The sequence below is a fragment of the Streptomyces anandii JCM 4720 genome, from assembly GCF_014650655.1.
GTDB classification, from domain to species: Bacteria; Actinomycetota; Actinomycetes; order Streptomycetales; family Streptomycetaceae; genus Streptomyces; species Streptomyces anandii.
The window spans coordinates 82,821-100,122 of the sequence record NZ_BMVJ01000025.1; the positions used below are offsets into that span (position 1 = coordinate 82,821).

Annotated in this window: 13 protein-coding genes; 6 read left to right on the forward strand and 7 right to left on the reverse strand. The window is 72.5% G+C overall.

Annotated features, from left to right (window positions below; genetic code table 11):
• Together IE249_RS39065 and IE249_RS31060 are read left to right on the forward strand one after the other, a co-directional pair.
• Positions 1 to 1,505 (forward strand): hydantoinase B/oxoprolinase family protein (locus IE249_RS39065; RefSeq protein ID WP_229859633.1); only part of this gene is annotated, 1,505 nt, incomplete at its 5' end.
• A complete protein-coding gene (locus tag IE249_RS31060) occupies positions 1,486 to 2,091 on the forward strand; it encodes a GTP-binding protein (protein ID WP_189710157.1) in 606 nt (201 codons plus the stop codon). The genes IE249_RS39065 and IE249_RS31060, both read left to right, overlap by 20 nt.
• 109 nt (positions 2,092 to 2,200) lie before the next feature.
• Here the strand turns inward: IE249_RS31060 and glpK are convergent, their stop codons facing one another.
• The 3 genes from glpK to IE249_RS31075 form a co-directional block, all read right to left on the reverse strand.
• Positions 2,201 to 3,721, reverse strand: a complete 1,521-nt coding sequence (glpK, locus tag IE249_RS31065) for a glycerol kinase GlpK (protein ID WP_189710159.1) — start codon at positions 3,719 to 3,721, stop codon at positions 2,201 to 2,203.
• A 363-nt stretch (positions 3,722 to 4,084) separates the two neighbouring features.
• Positions 4,085 to 5,275, reverse strand: a complete 1,191-nt coding sequence (locus IE249_RS31070) for a lipid-transfer protein (protein ID WP_189710161.1) — start codon at positions 5,273 to 5,275, stop codon at positions 4,085 to 4,087.
• Between the two features lie 16 nt (positions 5,276 to 5,291).
• The gene (locus IE249_RS31075) at positions 5,292 to 5,753 is read right to left on the reverse strand and encodes a Zn-ribbon domain-containing OB-fold protein (RefSeq protein WP_189710185.1); all 462 of its coding nucleotides are present in this window, start codon (positions 5,751 to 5,753) and stop codon (positions 5,292 to 5,294) included.
• A gap of 205 nt (positions 5,754 to 5,958) precedes the next feature.
• On the opposite strand from IE249_RS31075, the gene IE249_RS31080 reads away from it, so the two are divergent.
• Positions 5,959 to 6,495, forward strand: a complete 537-nt coding sequence (locus tag IE249_RS31080; protein WP_189710163.1) for an NUDIX domain-containing protein — start codon at positions 5,959 to 5,961, stop codon at positions 6,493 to 6,495.
• Here IE249_RS31080 and IE249_RS31085 read toward each other — a convergent pair.
• The gene (locus IE249_RS31085; protein WP_189710164.1) at positions 6,486 to 8,867 is read right to left on the reverse strand and encodes a TIM-barrel domain-containing protein; all 2,382 of its coding nucleotides are present in this window, start codon (positions 8,865 to 8,867) and stop codon (positions 6,486 to 6,488) included. The genes IE249_RS31080 and IE249_RS31085 overlap by 10 nt on opposite strands.
• A gap of 213 nt (positions 8,868 to 9,080) precedes the next feature.
• Here IE249_RS31085 and IE249_RS31090 point away from each other — a divergent pair, with 213 nt between their 5' ends.
• Positions 9,081 to 11,048 (forward strand): acetoacetate--CoA ligase, encoded by a 1,968-nt coding sequence (locus IE249_RS31090; protein ID WP_189710166.1) that lies wholly within the window; start codon positions 9,081 to 9,083, stop codon positions 11,046 to 11,048.
• Between the two features lie 9 nt (positions 11,049 to 11,057).
• Here the strand turns inward: IE249_RS31090 and IE249_RS31095 are convergent, their stop codons facing one another.
• On the reverse strand, positions 11,058 to 12,377 hold the full coding sequence (locus IE249_RS31095) for an aminotransferase class I/II-fold pyridoxal phosphate-dependent enzyme (protein WP_189710167.1): 1,320 nt from the start codon (positions 12,375 to 12,377) through the stop codon (positions 11,058 to 11,060).
• A 112-nt stretch (positions 12,378 to 12,489) separates the two neighbouring features.
• Between IE249_RS31095 and IE249_RS31100 the strand changes: the two genes are divergently transcribed.
• Together IE249_RS31100 and IE249_RS31105 are read left to right on the forward strand one after the other, a co-directional pair.
• Positions 12,490 to 13,701 (forward strand): MFS transporter, encoded by a 1,212-nt coding sequence (locus tag IE249_RS31100; RefSeq protein ID WP_189710169.1) that lies wholly within the window; start codon positions 12,490 to 12,492, stop codon positions 13,699 to 13,701.
• Positions 13,702 to 13,725: 24 nt separating this feature from the next.
• On the forward strand, positions 13,726 to 14,616 hold the full coding sequence (locus tag IE249_RS31105; RefSeq protein WP_189710171.1) for a DUF8829 domain-containing protein: 891 nt from the start codon (positions 13,726 to 13,728) through the stop codon (positions 14,614 to 14,616).
• A gap of 81 nt (positions 14,617 to 14,697) precedes the next feature.
• Here IE249_RS31105 and ptsP read toward each other — a convergent pair whose 3' ends face one another.
• Both ptsP and IE249_RS31115 read right to left on the reverse strand, forming a co-directional pair.
• Complete coding sequence (gene ptsP, locus IE249_RS31110) at positions 14,698 to 16,368, reverse strand: phosphoenolpyruvate--protein phosphotransferase (protein ID WP_189710173.1); 1,671 nt, start codon at positions 16,366 to 16,368, stop codon at positions 14,698 to 14,700.
• 77 nt (positions 16,369 to 16,445) lie between these two features.
• Entirely contained in the window at positions 16,446 to 16,895 is a 450-nt protein-coding gene (locus tag IE249_RS31115) for a PTS sugar transporter subunit IIA (RefSeq protein ID WP_189710175.1), read from the reverse strand.
• Positions 16,896 to 17,302 lie beyond the last annotated feature (407 nt).

Genomic DNA, 17,302 nt, shown 5'->3' on the forward strand with positions numbered 1-17,302 from the left:
AGTCGGTCAACATCAAGGAGCGCCTCGACTTCTCCTGCGCCCTGTTCGACCCGGACGGGAACCTGGTGGCCAACGCCCCCCACATCCCCGTCCACCTGGGCTCCATGGGCACCAGCGTCAAGGAGGTCATCCGGCGGCGCGGCGAGCACATGCGGCCGGGGGACACCTACGCGGTCAACGACCCCTACCACGGTGGCACGCACCTGCCCGACGTCACCGTCATCACCCCCGTCTTCGGCGCCGACTGCACGCAGGGTGACCGCGTCCTCTTCCACGTGGCCTCCCGCGGCCACCACGCCGAGATCGGCGGCATCGCACCCGGCTCCATGCCGGCGCACAGCCGCACCATCGACGAGGAGGGCGTCCTCTTCGACAACTGGCTGCTCGCCGAGAACGGCCGGCTGCGCGAGGAGGAGACCCGCCGCCTGCTCACCGGGGCGCCGTACCCCTCCCGCAACCCGGACACCAACCTGGCCGACCTGCGCGCCCAGATCGCCGCCAACCACAAGGGCGTCGAGGAAGTCACCCGCATGATCGAGGACTTCGGCCTCGACGTCGTCCAGGCCTACATGCGGCACGTGCAGGACAACGCGGAGGAGGCCGTGCGCCGGGTGATCGATGCCCTGGACGACGGGGAGTACGCCTACGAGACCGACTCGGGCGCCGTCATCGAGGTCCGCGTCCGCGTGGACCGCGCCGACCGCTCGGCCACCATCGACTTCACCGGCACCTCCGCCCAGCTGAGGTCCAACTTCAACGCGCCGTCCGCCGTCGTCAACGCGGCCGTCCTGTACGTCTTCCGCACCCTGGTGGCCGACGACATCCCGCTCAACGACGGCTGTCTGCGCCCGCTGCGGATCGTCGTGCCGCCCGGTTCCATGCTCGCCCCCGAGCCGCCGGCCGCCGTCGTGGCGGGCAACGTGGAGACCTCCCAGGCGATCACCGGCGCCCTGTACGCGGCCCTCGGCGTGCAGGCGGAGGGCTCCGGCACCATGAACAACGTCACCTTCGGCAACGAGCGGCACCAGTACTACGAGACCGTCGCGTCGGGTTCCGGCGCGGGCGACGGCTTCCCCGGCGCGAGCGTCGTGCAGACCCACATGACCAACTCCCGGCTCACCGATCCGGAAGTCCTCGAATGGCGGCTGCCGGTGCGGCTGGAGGAGTTCGTGATCCGGCACGGCAGCGGTGGCGCCGGCAGCCGGCGGGGCGGCGACGGTGCGGTCCGTCGCATCCGCTTCCTCGAACCCATGACCGTCTCCACACTGTCCCAGCACCGCAGGGTCCCGCCGTACGGCATGGCGGGCGGCGAGCCCGGCGCGCTCGGCTCGGGCCGGGTGGAGCGCGCTGACGGCACCGTCGTGGAACTCGGCGGCAGCGACTCGGCGGACGTCGCCCCCGGTGACGTACTCGTCGTGGAAACCCCCGGCGGCGGAGGCTACGGACCACCGCCGCCCGATCCCCATCGAGCAGGAGTAGAGATCGATGATCTTCGGGCGTTCTGAGCGAGGCAAGCCCCCGGTCGAGCCCGTCACGCTCAAGATCCTGGTGGCCGGCGGCTTCGGCGTGGGCAAGACGACCCTCGTCGGCGCCGTCAGCGAGATCAGGCCGCTGCGCACCGAGGAGCTGCTGACCGAGGCGGGCCGCCCGGTCGACGACGTCAGCGGCGTCGAGGGCAAGCACACCACCACGGTGGCCATGGACTTCGGCCGCATCACGCTGCGCGAGGACCTGGTGCTGTACCTCTTCGGGACGCCCGGGCAGGAGCGGTTCTGGTTCATGTGGGACGAGCTGTCAGAGGGCGCGCTCGGCGCGGTCGTCCTGGCCGACACCCGGCGCCTGGAGGACTGCTTCGCCGCCGTGGACTACTTCGAGCGGCGCTCGATCCCCTTCGTCGTCGGCGTCAACTGCTTCGAGGGCGCCGCGCGCTACCCGGAGCAGGACGTCCGCCAGGCCCTCGACCTGGACGACGGCGTGCCGCTGCTGCTGTGCGACGCCCGCGACCGCGAGTCGGTCAAGGAGACCCTCATCGGGGTGGTCCAGCACGCGATGGCCCGCGCGGCCGAGCGCCGGCAGGCCGTCACCACCTGACCGCCGCGAGGCCGTGACCGTCCGCCAGGCCGTCACTTGTCCGACCGGCCGGAGCGGCCGTACGGCCCGTACCCCGCCGACCGGGGTACGGGCCGCGTCTCTCGTACGGCTAGTCGTCGCCGTCCTCCAGCCAGCCGAAGCTCTTCTCCACGGCCTTGCGCCAGTTGCGGTACTCACGGTCGCGGACCGAGGCCTCCATGGACGGCGTCCATTCGGCGTCCTTCTTCCAGTGCGACTTGAGCTCGTCGAGGTCGTTCCACACACCGGTGGCGAGACCGGCCGCGTAGGCGGCGCCCAGGCAGGTCGTCTCCGACACCTTGGGCCGGATCACCGGCACGTCGAGCACGTCGGCCTGGTGCTGCATGAGCAGGTTGTTCTTGGTCATGCCACCGTCGACCTTCAGGGTCGTCAGCTGCACCCCGGAGTCCTGGTACATGGCGTCGACGACCTCGCGCGTCTGCCAGCTCGTCGCCTCCAGCACCGCCCGCGCGAGGTGCGCCTTGGTGACGTAGCGGGTCAGGCCGGTGACGACACCGCGCGCGTCCGAACGCCAGTAGGGCGCGAACAGGCCGGAGAACGCGGGCACGATGTAGGCGCCGCCGTTGTCCTGCACGCTCGCCGCCAGCGGTTCGATCTCGTCGGCGGTCCGGATGATGCCGAGCTGGTCGCGGAACCACTGCACCAGTGCGCCCGTGATGGCGATGGCGCCCTCCAGGCAGTAGACCGGTGCCTCATCGCCGATCTTGTAGCCCATGGTCGTGAGCAGCCCGCTCTTGGAGGGCACCGGGCGGTTGCCGGTGTTCAGCAGCAGGAAGCTGCCGGTGCCGTACGTGTTCTTGGCGTCGCCCACCTCGTAGCAGGCCTGGCCGAACACGGCCGCCTGCTGGTCGCCGAGCGCGGAGGCCACCGGCACGCCGGCGAGCTGGCCCACGGCGGTCCCGTACACCTCGGAGGAGGACTTGATCTCGGGCAGCATCGCCTCGGGGACGTTCATCGCGGACAGGATGGACGGGTCCCACTGGAGGGTCTGGAGGTTCATGAGCATGGTGCGCCCGGCGTTGGTGACGTCCGTGACGTGCTTGCCGCCGTCGGTGCCGCCGGTGAGGTTCCAGATCAGCCACGAGTCGATCGTGCCGAAGGCGATCTCCCCGCGCTCGGCGCGGTCGCGCAGCCCGGGCACGTTGTCGAGCAGCCAGGCCGCCTTGGGGCCGGAGAAGTAGCTGGCGAGCGGCAGACCCGTCTGCTCGCGGAAGCGGTCCTGCCCGTCCGAGCCACCCAGCTCGTTGCAGAGCGCCGCGGTGCGCGTGTCCTGCCAGACGATCGCGTTGTGCACGGGCTTGCCCGTGGCGCGGTCCCACAGCACCGTCGTCTCGCGCTGGTTGGTGATGCCGAGCGCGCTGATCTGGTCCGCGCGCAGCCCCGCCTTGGCGATCGCGCCCGCGACCACCGCCTGCACCTTCGACCAGATCTCGGTGGCGTCGTGCTCCACCCAGCCCGGCTTGGGAAAAATCTGCCGGTGTTCGCGCTGGTCGACAGCGACGATGGCGCCGCCGTGGTCGAAGACTATGCAGCGGCTCGAGGTGGTGCCCTGGTCGATAGCGGCCACGTACTTCTCGGCGTTGTCCGTCATGGCTACCCCTTGGTGACGAGGTCAGAAGGCTGCGGGGGGAGGGCGAAGAGGCCTGGAGTCGGAACGGTCACGTCTGCGGTTCGGTCTGCTGCTTTTCCTCTGCTGCGCGCTTACTGGTATCAGTTTGGCCCACATTGTCCGGAAACTGCTCGGGATGACCGACAGGGGTGCGGGGGAGGAGGCAGGGGTGCCCGAGGCGGGCGGACCCGCGGGTGTGCCACGTCGACGTCATGCCACGCCGAGGTCATGCCTGAATGCGCCGTGAATGTACGGCGATGTCGACCGACACGGGAAGTGTTCTCCTGTGCACAGGGAGCGTCAAGGCGGCCGACGGCAACGAAGGAGGAGGGCGGCCCGCCCGCCTCACCGCACCGCGACCACCGCCGAGCCGTGTCCGAACAGCCCCTGGTTGGCCGTGATCCCCACGCGCGCGCCCTCCACCTGCCGGCCGCCCGCCGCACCGCGCAGCTGCCAGGTCAGCTCGCACACTTGAGCGATCGCCTGCGCCGGGACCGCCTCCCCGAAGGAGGCCAGCCCGCCGCTCGGGTTCACCGGGACACGACCGCCCGGGGCCGTCACCCCCTCGCGCAGGAGCTTCGCGCCCTCACCCTCCCCGCACAGTCCCAGATCCTCGTACCACTGCAGCTCCAGGGCGGTGGACAGGTCGTAGACCTCGGCGAGGGACAGGTCCCCCGGACCGAGCCCCGCCTCCTCGTACGCGGCCCGCGCGATCGACGCCCGGAACGTCCCCCCGTCCGGGTCCGCCCCTGCCGCGGAGTCCGTCGCGATGTCGGGCAGGTCGAGCACGGTGCTGGGAAACCGCGGCGTCACCGTCGACACCGCGCGTATGCGCACGGGCCGCGCGGCACCCCGCCGGCGGGCGAAATCCACGCTGCACAGCACAAGCGCCGCCCCGCCGTCGGAGGTCGCGCAGATGTCCAGCAGCCGCAGCGGGTCGGCGACGACCGCGGAGGCGGCGACCTCCTCGGCGGTGACCGGCCTGCGGTAGCGCGCGTTCGGGTTGAGCGCCCCCATGGCGGCGTTCTTCACCTTCACCCGCGCGAAGTCGTCCGGGCTGTCGCCGTGGACCGCCATCCGACGCCGCGCGTACAGCCCGAAGTAGGCGGGATTGGTCGCCCCCAGGACGCGGAACCGCAGCCAGTCCGGGTCGTCGGGACGGTCCCCGCCGGCCGGGCGGAAGAACCCCTTGGGCGCAGCGTCGGCGCCCACCACCAGCACCACGTCCGCGAGGCCGGCGAGGATCTGCGCCCGCGCGGCTGCCACCGCCTGCGCCCCGGAGGCGCACGCCGCGTACACGGTGGTGACCCGCGCGCCCTGCCAGCCGAGCGCCTTGGCGAATGCCGCCCCGGCGACATGGCCCGGATAGCCGCCCCGCACCGTGCCCGCGCCGACGATCGATCCCACGTCCCGCCAGTCCAGACCGGCGTCGGCGAGTGCCGCGCGGGCCGCCGCCGTCCCGTACTCGACGAAGCCGCGCCCCCACTTCCCCCAGGGGTGCATGCCCGCCCCCAGCACCACGACGTCCGCGCTCACGACCTCACCCCCGCCATCACGCCCCCGCCCCCGTCGTCATGTCGCGCCCGCCGCCGTCCCCGCCCGCAGCCGGCCGCCACTTCCACGTCGTCCAGGTCGTCTCCGCGTCCTCCGCAAGCACGCCCGGGACGGCCTCCACCTCCATCCCCACGGCCAGGTCGGCGACGGTGACACCCTCGGCGGCCTGTCCGAGTACCACGATCCGCTCCGCTTCCAGCTCCACAGCGATCAACGCGTACGACACCCAGGGAAGTTTCGGATCGCTCACATAGGGTGACGGAGGGCGGTACCGGGTGTCCGTGTACGACCAGATCCGCCCGCGCCGGGACAGTGGGACCTCCTCGAGCTCCCCGCCGGGGCACCCGGGATTCCGGCAGTGGCCGTCCTCGCGGGGGAAGAACACCGACGCGCAGGCCGAGCAGCGCGTGCCCAGGAGCCGGAAGGCCTCTCCCTCGCCGGTGAACCAGCCGGCCACCACGGGTGTGCGTGTGCGTGACAAAGCCCCTCCCGGCACGCGAGCTGACGGACCGTCAGGAGTGTGCCACGGGCCGGGCGAGATGGGCAGCCATGCGCTGTTCGAGGGCCGCTGCGGCACGGCGGGATCCAGCCACGGCAGCGCCCGCCCCCGGACCCTCAACCGCCTGACTGAAGAAGTCCCTCGTCTGATCGGATACAGTCCGCGCGTGTCCGAAACTCATCACCCGACTGTCAACTCCGTACCGGGCTCCCACTGTTCGAGCTGTGGGGCGCCCTACGGAGAAGGCATCACCGGCTGGCCCCGCACCTGCCCGGCCTGCGGGGCCGTGGCCTACCGCAACCCGCTGCCGGTCGCGGTGGCCCTCCAGCCCGTGTACGACACCAAGGGCACCGCCCTGGTCGTCATCACCCGCACCATCGCCCCCGCGCGCGGGGGCACGGCCCTGCCGGGCGGCTACATCGACGACCGCGAGGACTGGCGCCAGGCCGTCGTCCGTGAGCTCAAGGAGGAGACGGGCATCGACGCCGCCGCCCGCGACGCACGGCTCGTCGACGCCATGAGCTCGCCCGACGGCCATCTGCTGCTCTTCGGGCTGCTCCCGGAACGCCCGGCGGAAGGCCTGCCGCGCTCCGCCGCCACGGACGAGACGGAGGGCTGGCACCTGCTGCGCAGGCCGCGGGAACTCGCCTTCCCGCTGCACACCCTGGCCGCCCGGGCCTGGTTCGAGGGCCGCTACGTCTGACCGGCGCCCTCGACGAGCCCCCGCACGCGCAACGGGCGGGACGGCGGCACCCAGGCCCCGTCCTCCCGTTCACGCTCGACGACCACCCGCCGGCCCTGCCGGCGGGTGACGTAGCGCTCGATCGTGGCTCCCTCCCAGCCGTCGCCCGCGTCGGCCACCACCAGCCCGCCCCCGGTGCGTCCCAAGGCGGGCGCCCACACCTCCAGCTCCAGACCGCCGTCGTCCCCCCGCACCGGGATCACGGCACCCGCGCGGGCGAACACCGGTATCCGGCCCGGCGGCGCGTCGACCATCACCTGTGCCGGCCCCTCGTGGGCCCGGCCCGTCGCCGTGTCGTACCAGCGGCCACGGGGCAGCCGCACCGCCCTGCGGTCCACCCCGGGATCGAGCACGGGCGCCACCAGGAGTCCGTCGCCGAGCAGGAAGGCGTCCCCGCAGTCGCGCAGGGGGCGGTCCTCCGGCGTGTGCCACCACAGCGGCCGCACGCAGGGCGCCCCGGTGCGCCGCGCCAGATGCGCCAGCGTCACGAAGTACGGCAGCAGCCGCCGCCGTTCGACGAGCGCCACGCGCGCGTGGTCCAGCACCTCGGGACCGAACTCCCACGGCTCCCGGCGCCCGGCCCGAAGACTCGCGTGCGTGCGGAACAACGGCAGATACGCCGCCAACTGGAACCAGCGCAGATACAGCTCCGGCGCCGGGCTGCCGTCGAACCCGCCCACGTCGGGCCCCGAGTAGGGCACTCCGCACAGCCCCAGTCCCAGCACCAGCGACAGCGACGCCCGCAGACCGGGCCAGCCGGTGGCCACATCCCCCGACCAGGTGCCGCCGTAGCGCTGCATCCCCGCCCAACCCGACCGCGAGAGGACGAACGGCCGCTGCGCGGGAAGCAGGGCCCGCAGCCCCTCGTAGCCGGCCCGCGCCATGCACAGCCCGTAGACGTTGTGCGCCTCGCGGTGGTCCCCTCCCCGGCCTTCCAGGGCGTGGCGGGCCGAGCGGGGCAACGTGGTCTCGCCGAAGGCGGCGAACGAGGTGGGCTCGTTCAGGTCGTGCCGGAAGCCCGCGAAGCCCTGGGCCAGCCGCTCCTCGTACAGACCGCCCCACCACTGCCGCACGCGCGCGTGCGTGAAGTCCGGGAAGACGCTCTCCCCGGGCCACGTGACGCCGCGCACCACCTCTCCCGAGGCGTCCCGCACGAAGGCGTCCTGCGCGGTCCCCTGGTCGTACACGGCGTTTCCCGGCGCGAGGGCGACCGCCGGGTCGACGATCGACACCAGACGTATCCCGTCGCGCCGCAGCTCCTCGGCGAGCACGGGCAGCTTGGGGAAGCGGTCCTCGTCGACGGTGAACACCTGGTGCGCGTCGTAGTGGTCGATGTCGAGGTGGACGGCGTCCAGGGGCAGCCCGTGCTCGTGGTAGCCGGCCACGACCCGGCGCACCTCCTGCTCGTCGCCGAAACCCCGCCGCGCGTGATGATGACCCAGCGCCCAGGCGGGCGGCAGCGCGGCCGCGCCCGTGAGCGAGGCCCAGGTGTGCGCCACCCGCGCGGGAGTGCCGACGACCACCCAGCAGCGCAGCGGACCGCCGTCCATCCTCAGCTCGCTCGTCCCGGCCCGGTCGTGGCCCGAACCGGCGCCCTCCTCACCCTCGCGCAGGAGAACCGTGCCGTCCCAGGAGTTGTCGTGGAACACCAGGTGTGTGCCCGCGTCCGCGACGACCAGCTGCACCGGCATGGTGACGTGGAGGGGGTCGTCACCGGGCCCGAAGGGCCGGCCCGGGTCGGTGTTCCACAGACGGTAGGCGCCGTCGCGCAGCCGCGGCCCCGACGCCCGCCCGCCCAGACCGAAGAACCGGGCGTCGGCCGCCACCTGCGACCGCTGCGTCCAGCGCGCCGGTCCGCCGCCCACCGGCTCCCACCAGCGAGGCGGCAGATCGTGCCGCAGAGGGACACCGCCGGGGGTGCGGACCTCGATCGCGCCGTGCCGCGAGACCGTCACGGTGACCCGCTCGGCCACCACCCGCCAGCCGCCGTCCTTGTCCGGCTCCAGCACCGCCCGGGGATCCGGCTCCGGACAGCGGCCGGCGAGCGCGTAGGAGGGCTCGGGGCCCGCCCCGTCCCAGCCCCAGAAGACGGCTCCGTTGACGGCGACGAGAATGCGCAGCTCCGAACGGCTGAAACGGACGACGCCGCCTCCCGGCCCGGGTTCGGCCTCCCGCACCGCGCCGGGCACGCGCGCGCGTTCGGCCCCGCGCGGGGGCAGCCCCTTGGCGTCGGCACGCCGCCGGCGCCAGGCGGCCCGCACGGTGCGCAGCCCCTGGGCCGGCCCCGCCGAACCGACCGCCTTCACCGAACGCACCAGGTCACGACCGTCCATGCTGCTCACCCTGCCATCGACGGCCCGTCGCGCGTGTGTCGTTCAACTGCCGTTCACCCGTGTCCGGACCACATCTTCACGACACGGACTGTGTGGCGGGCACCCTGGTGTCAGAGTCGATCACATGGCATCGTCCCTGTCAGCCGCGTCACGCGCACACCCCAGCACGTGCGCGGACCGACGCACACGACGCGCACAGTCCGGGAGCCGCCCATGTCGACCGTGAACCCCCTGCCGCTGTGGCAGCCCGATCCGCAGCGGATCGCCCAGGCACAGATCACGAAGTTCCAGGCCTGGGCGGCCGAGCAGCACGGGGCCCCGGCCGAGGGCGGCTATGCGGCCCTGCACCGCTGGTCCGTGGAGGAGCTGGACACGTTCTGGAGGGCCGTCACGGAGTGGTTCGACGTACGGTTCTCGAGCCCCTACGCGCGCGTGCTGGGCGATCGCTCGATGCCGGGCGCCCAGTGGTTCCCCGGAGCGAAGCTGAACTACGCCGAGCACGCCCTGCGCGCGGCGGACGCCCGCCCCGGCGAACCCGCCCTGCTGTACGTCGACGAGACCCACGAACCCCGCCCCGTCACCTGGGCCGAGCTGCGCCGCCAGGTCGGCTCGCTCGCAGCCGAACTGCGCGCCCTCGGCGTGCGCCCGGGAGACCGGGTCAGCGGCTACCTGCCGAACATCCCCCAGGCCGTCGTCGCCCTGCTCGCCACGGCCGCCGTGGGCGCCGTCTGGACGTCCTGCGCCCCGGACTTCGGCGCCCGCAGCGTCCTGGACCGCTTCCAGCAGGTCGAACCGGTCGTCCTGTTCACGGTCGACGGCTACCGCTACGGCGGCAAGGAGCACGACCGCCGCGACGTCGTCACCGAACTGCGCCGCGAACTGCCCACCCTGCGCGCCGTCGTCCACATCCCGCTGCTGGGCACGCCGGCTCCCGAGGGCGCCCTGGAGTGGTCGGACCTCACCTCGGGCGACGCCGAACCCGTCTTCGAGCAGGTGCCTTTCGACCACCCCCTGTGGGTGCTCTACTCCTCCGGCACCACCGGCCTGCCCAAGGCCATCGTGCAGTCCCAGGGCGGCATCCTCGTCGAGCACCTCAAGCAGCTCGGCCTGCACTGCGACCTCGGTCCCGAGGACCGGTTCTTCTGGTACACCTCGACCGGCTGGATGATGTGGAACTTCCTCGTCTCCGGCCTGCTGACCGGTACGACCGTCGTCCTGTACGACGGGAGCCCGGGCTTCCCCGACACCGGCGCCCAGTGGCGCGTCGCCGAACGCACCGGAGCCACCCTCTTCGGAACCTCGGCCGCGTACGTCATGGCCTGCCGCAAGGCGGGCGTGCACCCCTCCCGCGACTTCGACCTGTCCACGGTCCAGTGCGTCGCCACCACCGGCTCCCCGCTGCCGCCCGACGGGTTCCGCTGGCTGCACGACGAGGTCGGCGAGAACCTGTGGATCGCGTCCGTGAGCGGCGGCACCGACGTGTGCTCCTGCTTCGCGGGAGCCGTGCCCACCCTCCCGGTCCACATCGGCGAACTCCAGGCTCCCTGCCTCGGCACCGACCTGCGGTCCTGGGACCCGAGCGGCGCGTCGCTGACCGACGAGGTCGGCGAACTCGTGGTCACCAACCCCATGCCCTCGATGCCCATCCACTTCTGGAACGACCCGGACGGCAGCCGCTACCACGACAGCTACTTCGCCATGTACCCCGGCGTGTGGCGGCACGGCGACTGGATCACGCTCACCTCCAGGGGCTCGGTGATCATCCACGGCCGCTCCGACTCCACGCTCAACCGCCAGGGCGTGCGCATGGGATCCGCCGACATCTACGAGGCCGTCGAGCGCCTCCCCGAGATCAAGGAATCCCTGGTCATCGGCATCGAGCAGCCCGACGGCGGCTACTGGATGCCCTTGTTCGTGCACCTGGTCCCCGGAGCGGTCCTCGACGACGCCCTCCTGAACCGGATCAAGCAGACCATCCGCGAACAGCTCTCGCCGCGGCACATCCCCGACGAGGTCATCGAGGTCCCCGGCATCCCGCACACCCTCACCGGCAAGCGCATCGAGGTCCCGGTCAAACGCCTTCTCCAGGGCACCCCCCTGGAGAAGGCGGTCAACCCCGGCTCCATCGACGACCTCGACCTCCTGCGCTTCTACGAGGACCTGGCCCGCAAGCGCGCCTGAACGCCCGCACTAGCCGCCGTAGGTGGCCTCGGACTCGCCCAGTACGGCGGCGAAGTCCGAGGCCAGCCGCACCGCGTCCGCCGGCTCCAGACCGGCCACGGAGATCCGCACACCCGGCCCCGACGAGAGCCGGAACCTGGCCCCTGCCGCCACCCACCAGCCGTACGATCGCAGCCCGTTGACCACGGCGGACTCGTCCGCCACCGGCACCCACACGTTCATCCCGCTCACCCCGTGCGCGGTGATCCCCCTGTCCGTCAGCTCCCGCAGCAGGGCGGTGCGCCGCCGGGCGTACGTCTCGCGCGCGCGTGACACCAGCGCCCGCGTGTCCTCGTCCGTCATCAGCCCGTGGACCGTCTCCTGGAGCAGATGGCTGACCCAGCCGGACGTCAGCAGCAGCCGCCCGTCGTGCCGCGCCAGCGTGGTCGCGTCGCAGGCGGCGGCCGCCCAGCGCAGGTCCGCACCGAGGAACTTGCTCACCGTCCTGACGTGAACCCAGCGCGTGAGACCACCGGAGGCCAGCGTCCGCAGGGGAACGTCCGCCACCGCCGAGGCATGGTCGTTCTCCACGACCAGCACGTCCGGCTCCTCCCGCAGCACGGCGAGCAGCGCGGAACGGCGCGCGGCGGAGAAGCAGCCGCCGTAGGGGTTCTGCCCGCGCGGGCTGCACACCACCGCACGCGCGCCCGCGCGCAACGCGGCGCGGAGCGCGTCCGCGCGCATGCCCTCGTCGTCCACGGCCACCGGCACGCCGCGCAGCCCCAGCGCGGTCACCAGATCCAGCAGATGGTGGTAGCCGGGGTCCTCCATCGCGACCGCGTCCCCGGGCCGCAGCTCAACGGAGAGCAGCCGGCCGATCAGATCCAGCGCGCCGTGCGCGAACGTCACGTGCTCCACGGGCACCCCGTCGGGCCGCAGCCACCCGCGCACCACGTCCTCCAGGCGCGCGAGGCGCGGCGTGGAGCGGTGGGACCGGGCGCCGGGGGACAGCCGGGACGGCGGCACCAGAGCGGGTAGAAGGCGCGGATCCGGGTGGCCGCCGGCCAGGTCGCGCAGACCCCCGGGGACCTTCGGCGGACGGCGCGAGGCCACCGCCGGGGCCGCCGCCACCACTGTCCCGCCCCTCCCGCGCGTGACCACGATGCCCCGTCGGCGCAGCTCCTTGTACGCGGTCGCGACCGTCCCGGGGCTCACCCCCAGTTCGTCCGCGAGCCGCCGCACCGGAGGCAGCGCGGCTTCCGGCCCGAGCACGCCGTCGGCCACGCCCCGCTCGACGGACGCGGCAATCTCCCTGGCCGTCGATCCACTGATCGCATATTGTGTTGCCACGTAGAAAATTATGTATCAATACATAAGACTGTTGCAAGGGGGAGCAGTGGTCACCACCACGCGAACAGACGGACGAACGGCCCGGATACCGGGTGGACCCGACGGCCGCGCCATGCTCGTCATCGCCCTCGTCGACCGCACCGGCAGCGGACTGTGGGCCGCCGTCTCGGTCCTGTACTTCACCTACGTCTCCGGGCTCTCCGTGGCCCAGGTCGGCACCCTCGCCGCCCTCGCCGGAGCGGTCGGCATCGCCGGCGCCCCGATCGGCGGCCGCCTCGCCGACCGCCTCCCGCTCACCCGCGTCCTCGTCGCCCTCCAACTCCTGCGCGCCGTCGCCTCCCTCGGCCTCCTCACCACCCACGACTACCTTCTGCTGCTCGTCCTCTCGGCCCTCGGCGGCCTCGGAGACCGCGCCGCGAGCGTCCTCACCAAGCTCTACGCCACCCGCGTCGCAGGATCCGACCGAGTCCGTTACCAGGCGCTCAGCCGCACCGTCGCCAACGCCGGCTGGGCCCTCGGCGGCCTCGGCGCCGCCGCAGCGCTCGCCCTCGGCACCACCACCGCCTACCGATGGCTGCTGCTCGGAGACGCGCTGTCCTTCCTCGCCGCCGCCCTGCTCACCCTCCGCTGCGGCGAACCGCCCTCGCCCGCCCGCACCGTCGCCGGCTCAGCCGCACCCACCCCGGCCACCAGGCCCGCGACGCCCTGGCGCGACCGCACCTACCTCGCCTACGTCGCCACCGAAACCGTCCTCTTCCTCGACGACGCGGTGTTCAAGGTCGGCCTTCCCCTCTGGATCGCTCACTCCGCGAACGTCCCGCACGGCCTCGCCCCGCTGCTGATGGTGCTGAACAACGTGATGGTGGTCGGCCTGCAGGTCCCGCTGGCCCGCTTCGGCGCCACCACCGCGGCCGCCCGCGGACTCCTCCTCCCGCTCTCCGCCGCCTTCGCCCTCGGCGGCGTCGCCATGACGCTCTCCGCCACCGGCGGCACACCCGGCGCGATCCTGCTGCTGACGGCCGCGGCCGCCCTGTTCACCCTCGCCGAAATGCTCCACGCCACCGTCTCCTGGGAACTGTCCGTCGCGCTCGCCCCCGACAGCGCGCAGGGCGCCTACCTCGGCGTCCACGGACTCGCCCAGTCCGCACAGCGCAGCATCGGCCCCCTCGCCGTCACCGCCGCCATCGCCGCCGGCCCCGCGGGCTGGTCCGTCTTCGGCGCCGCCATCGCCGCCACCTGCCTCGTCCAGCACCGCACCGTCCGCGACCGGCTCGCCGGGACCCCACTGTCAGTGCCGCCGGTTACGGTGAGTGAGCATCGATAGACCGTGCACACACAGGGGGACCACATGACGTACACCGACCACCGGACCATGCGGCGCGTCCTGCGCAGGGAGATCGCCGGAACCATCGGCCTGCTCACCGACGAACACGACTTCCGCGCCATGCGGCGCTACCGCAGCTTCACCTTCGACGACCACACGACCTACCTCCGGCAGATCGAAGTACTCCTCAAGTCGCGCGCCGCCGACGGCGGCCACACCGCACTGGCCCTCTTCGACCCCGAGGAGTACGCCGAATTCTGCGCGGAGAGCGGCCTGGAACCCGACACCCCCGCCAGCCGCGCCCGCTTCACCGCCGAACTCGCGGCCACCGGAACCACCCTGCCCTACGACGGCAGGCCCCTCACCCAACTCGTCCCCGCCCTCGTCGACGAGGCCGTCCGCCGCGCCACCTGGGAGTACGCCTCGGCACTGCTCGCCCGGCTCGGCCCCTGCACATCCTGCGGCGAGGACCTCGGCCGCGCCGCCTTCGCCCGCGCCGCCGAACTCCTCGCACGCGTCCTCGACACCGCCCCACCGGGCAACCGGCACCTGGTCTGCAGCGTCTCCACCGCGCCCGAAGACCTCGTCGCCGTCCTGCACGCGGACGACGACGACACCGGAGCCACCCGGCTCGACGAGGCCGAGGCACTCGAATTCGCCACGGTCCTCGCCCTCGGCATGGCCACCCGCAGCCCCGGCGGCCTCGTCATGCGCACCACAGCCCCCGGCACCCCCGACCGCATCTACGGCTGGCGGCTGCGCGAACACACCCTCGAACCCCTCACCGCCGGCGAGGTCTTCGACGCCTACTGCACCGACATCGACTCCGGCGATCTGATCTCCCCCGAATCCGGCGTCGATTACGGCACTCCACCCGACCTCGGCGAGGACCCGCCGGCACGGCACCGCCACTGACCCGGGACCCCACGCACGAGGGGCGCCCCACCCGGAGGTGGAGCGCCCCTCACAGCACCGGCAGCCGTGCGCCGGCCCCGGTCACTCGCCGGACAGCACCGCCTGCGCCGCCGCACGCGCCTCGTCCGCGCTGTCCGCCGCACGCGCCGCGGCCGCCGCACGCTCGCACTGCGCCAGCGTGTACTTGGCCAGCGTCGCCCGGACGTACGGAAGCGACGCCGCACCCATCGACAAGGAGGTGACACCGAGACCGGTCAGCACACAGGCGAGCAACGGATCCGCCGCGGCCTCACCACAGACACCACAGCTCTTGCCCTCGGCCCGCGCCGCCTCCGCGGCCAGCGAGACCAGGTCGAGCAGCGCGGGCTGCCACGGGTCCTGCAGCCGCGACACGGCACCCACCTGCCGGTCGGCCGCGAAGGTGTACTGCGCCAGGTCGTTCGTCCCCAGGGACAGGAACTCCACCTCCTGCAGCACCGAACGCGCACGCAGCGCGGCCGACGGGATCTCGACCATCACACCGAACTTCGCCCGCAGCCCCGCCTCACGGCACGCGTCCGCGAACGCCCTGGCATCCGCCCGGTCCGCGACCATCGGCGCCATCACCTCGAGGTAGACAGGCAGTCCCTCGGCAGCCTTCGCCAGCGCCGTCAGCTGGGTGCGCAGCACCTCGGGGTGGTCCAGCAGCGTCCGCAGACCCCGCACACCCAGGGCGGGGTTCGGCTCGTCGGCCGGGGTCAGGAAGTCGAGCGGCTTGTCCGCACCCGCGTCCAGCACCCGCACGACCACACGGCCCTCGGGGAACGCCTCGAGCACCTGCCGGTAGGCCTCGACCTGCTTCTCCTCGGAGGGAGCCTTCTTGTTGTCGTCCAGGAACAGGAACTCGGTCCGGAACAGACCGACACCCTCCGCACCCGCCTCGACCGCCGCCGGCACGTCCGCGGGACCACCGATGTTGGCCAGCAACGGCACCTTGTGCCCGTCGGAGGTCGCACCCGGACCCGTCGACGCGGCCAGCGCGGCCTTCCGCTCGGCGGCCGCGGCCTCCAGCTGCGCCTTCTTGGCGTCACTGGGCTCCACGAAGATCTCGCCGGTGCTGCCGTCCACCGCGATCACGGTGCCCTCGGCCAGCCCACCGGCCCCCGGCAGCGCCACCACGGCCGGCACCCCGAGCGCCCGCGCCAGGATCGCGCTGTGGCTGGTCGGCCCGCCCTCCTCGGTGACGAAACCCAGAACCAGAGCCGGGTCGAGAAGCGCCGTGTCGGCCGGCGCGAGATCACGCGCGACCAGGACGTACGGCTCGTCGCTGTCCGGCACACCCGGCATCGGCACACCCAGCAGACGCGCGACGATACGGTTCCGCACGTCGTCGAGGTCGGCCACCCGGCCCGCGAGGTACTCACCGGCCCCAGCCAGCAGGTCCCGGTACGCGGCGAACGCGTCGTACACCGCGCGCTCGGCGGTGCTGCCGACCGCGATACGACGGTCCACGTCCGCGATCAGCTCCGGGTCCTGGGCCATCATGGCCTGCGCCTCGAGCACGGCCTGCGCCTCACCGCCCGCCAGATTGCCGCGCGCAGTCAGGTCGGCCGCCACAGCCTCCACGGCCTGACGGGCACGCCCCTGTTCGCGCTCCGCCTCTTCCGCCGATATCTGCTTGGCCGGCGGCTCCAGGACCGCCGTCCCCATGTGCCGAACCTCGCCGATCGCCACCCCGTGGCTCACACCGACGCCTCGCAGCGTTGTCTCCATCTCACCGTCTCCGCTAGTGCGGCGGGCCCGCCGCCGCGATGGTTCCTTTGCACGCCGCCCCGCGGACGGCACGGGTGTCACTTCCAGGCGAAGAGACTGTCGCCGGCCTTCACATCGCCGTCTTCGCGAAGATCGGAGAGGGACTCGGCGGTGGCCTCGAGGGCCACGACCGGGCACACGGGAGACTTGCCGGCGGCCTCGACGGCGGCGGGGTTCCAACGCACCACGGTCTGGCCGCGCGTGACCGTGTCGCCCTTGTCGACCAGCAGCTCGAAGCCATCGCCGTTGAGCTGCACGGTGTCGATGCCGAGGTGGACGAGCACTCCGTGACCCTCCTCGTCGACGACGACGAAGGCGTGCGGATGCAGTGACACGACGACTCCGTCGACGGGGGCGACGGCCTCGGAGGGCTCACGCACGGGGTCGATCGCCGTGCCGGGGCCGACCATCGCGCCGGAGAAGACCGGGTCGGGCACGGCCGGCAGTCCGATGGCGCGGCCGGCGAGCGGGGACGTCACGGTGGTCATGGGAAGCCTCCCAGGGGTGGAGATCCAGGTGGTCGTCACGGCCTGTCCCGGGACGGCGCACTCTGCAGCAGGTTATGTCACGGTAAGTACCGCTTCCGGGCGAGAGCTTACGACAGCTCACGTTGGTGGTCTAGACCACCAAACCAATCGATTTGCACCCGCTCCGTGGCTCCGTGTACTGTCGTACCCCTGCTCGGGGATGAGTGACGTCGCCAGGCGTCCTTGCCCAGCAGCACCCAACTTGTCAGATCCTATCTCGGGATCGCCTTACGCATGCCTGCGGGACGGTGGTCAGAGAGACCGGAAAACCCTGATAGAGTTTGGATCACTGAAGGGAAGCGCCCGGAGGAAAGCCCGAGAGGGTGAGTACGAAGGAAGCGTCCGTTCCTTGAGAACTCAACAGCGTG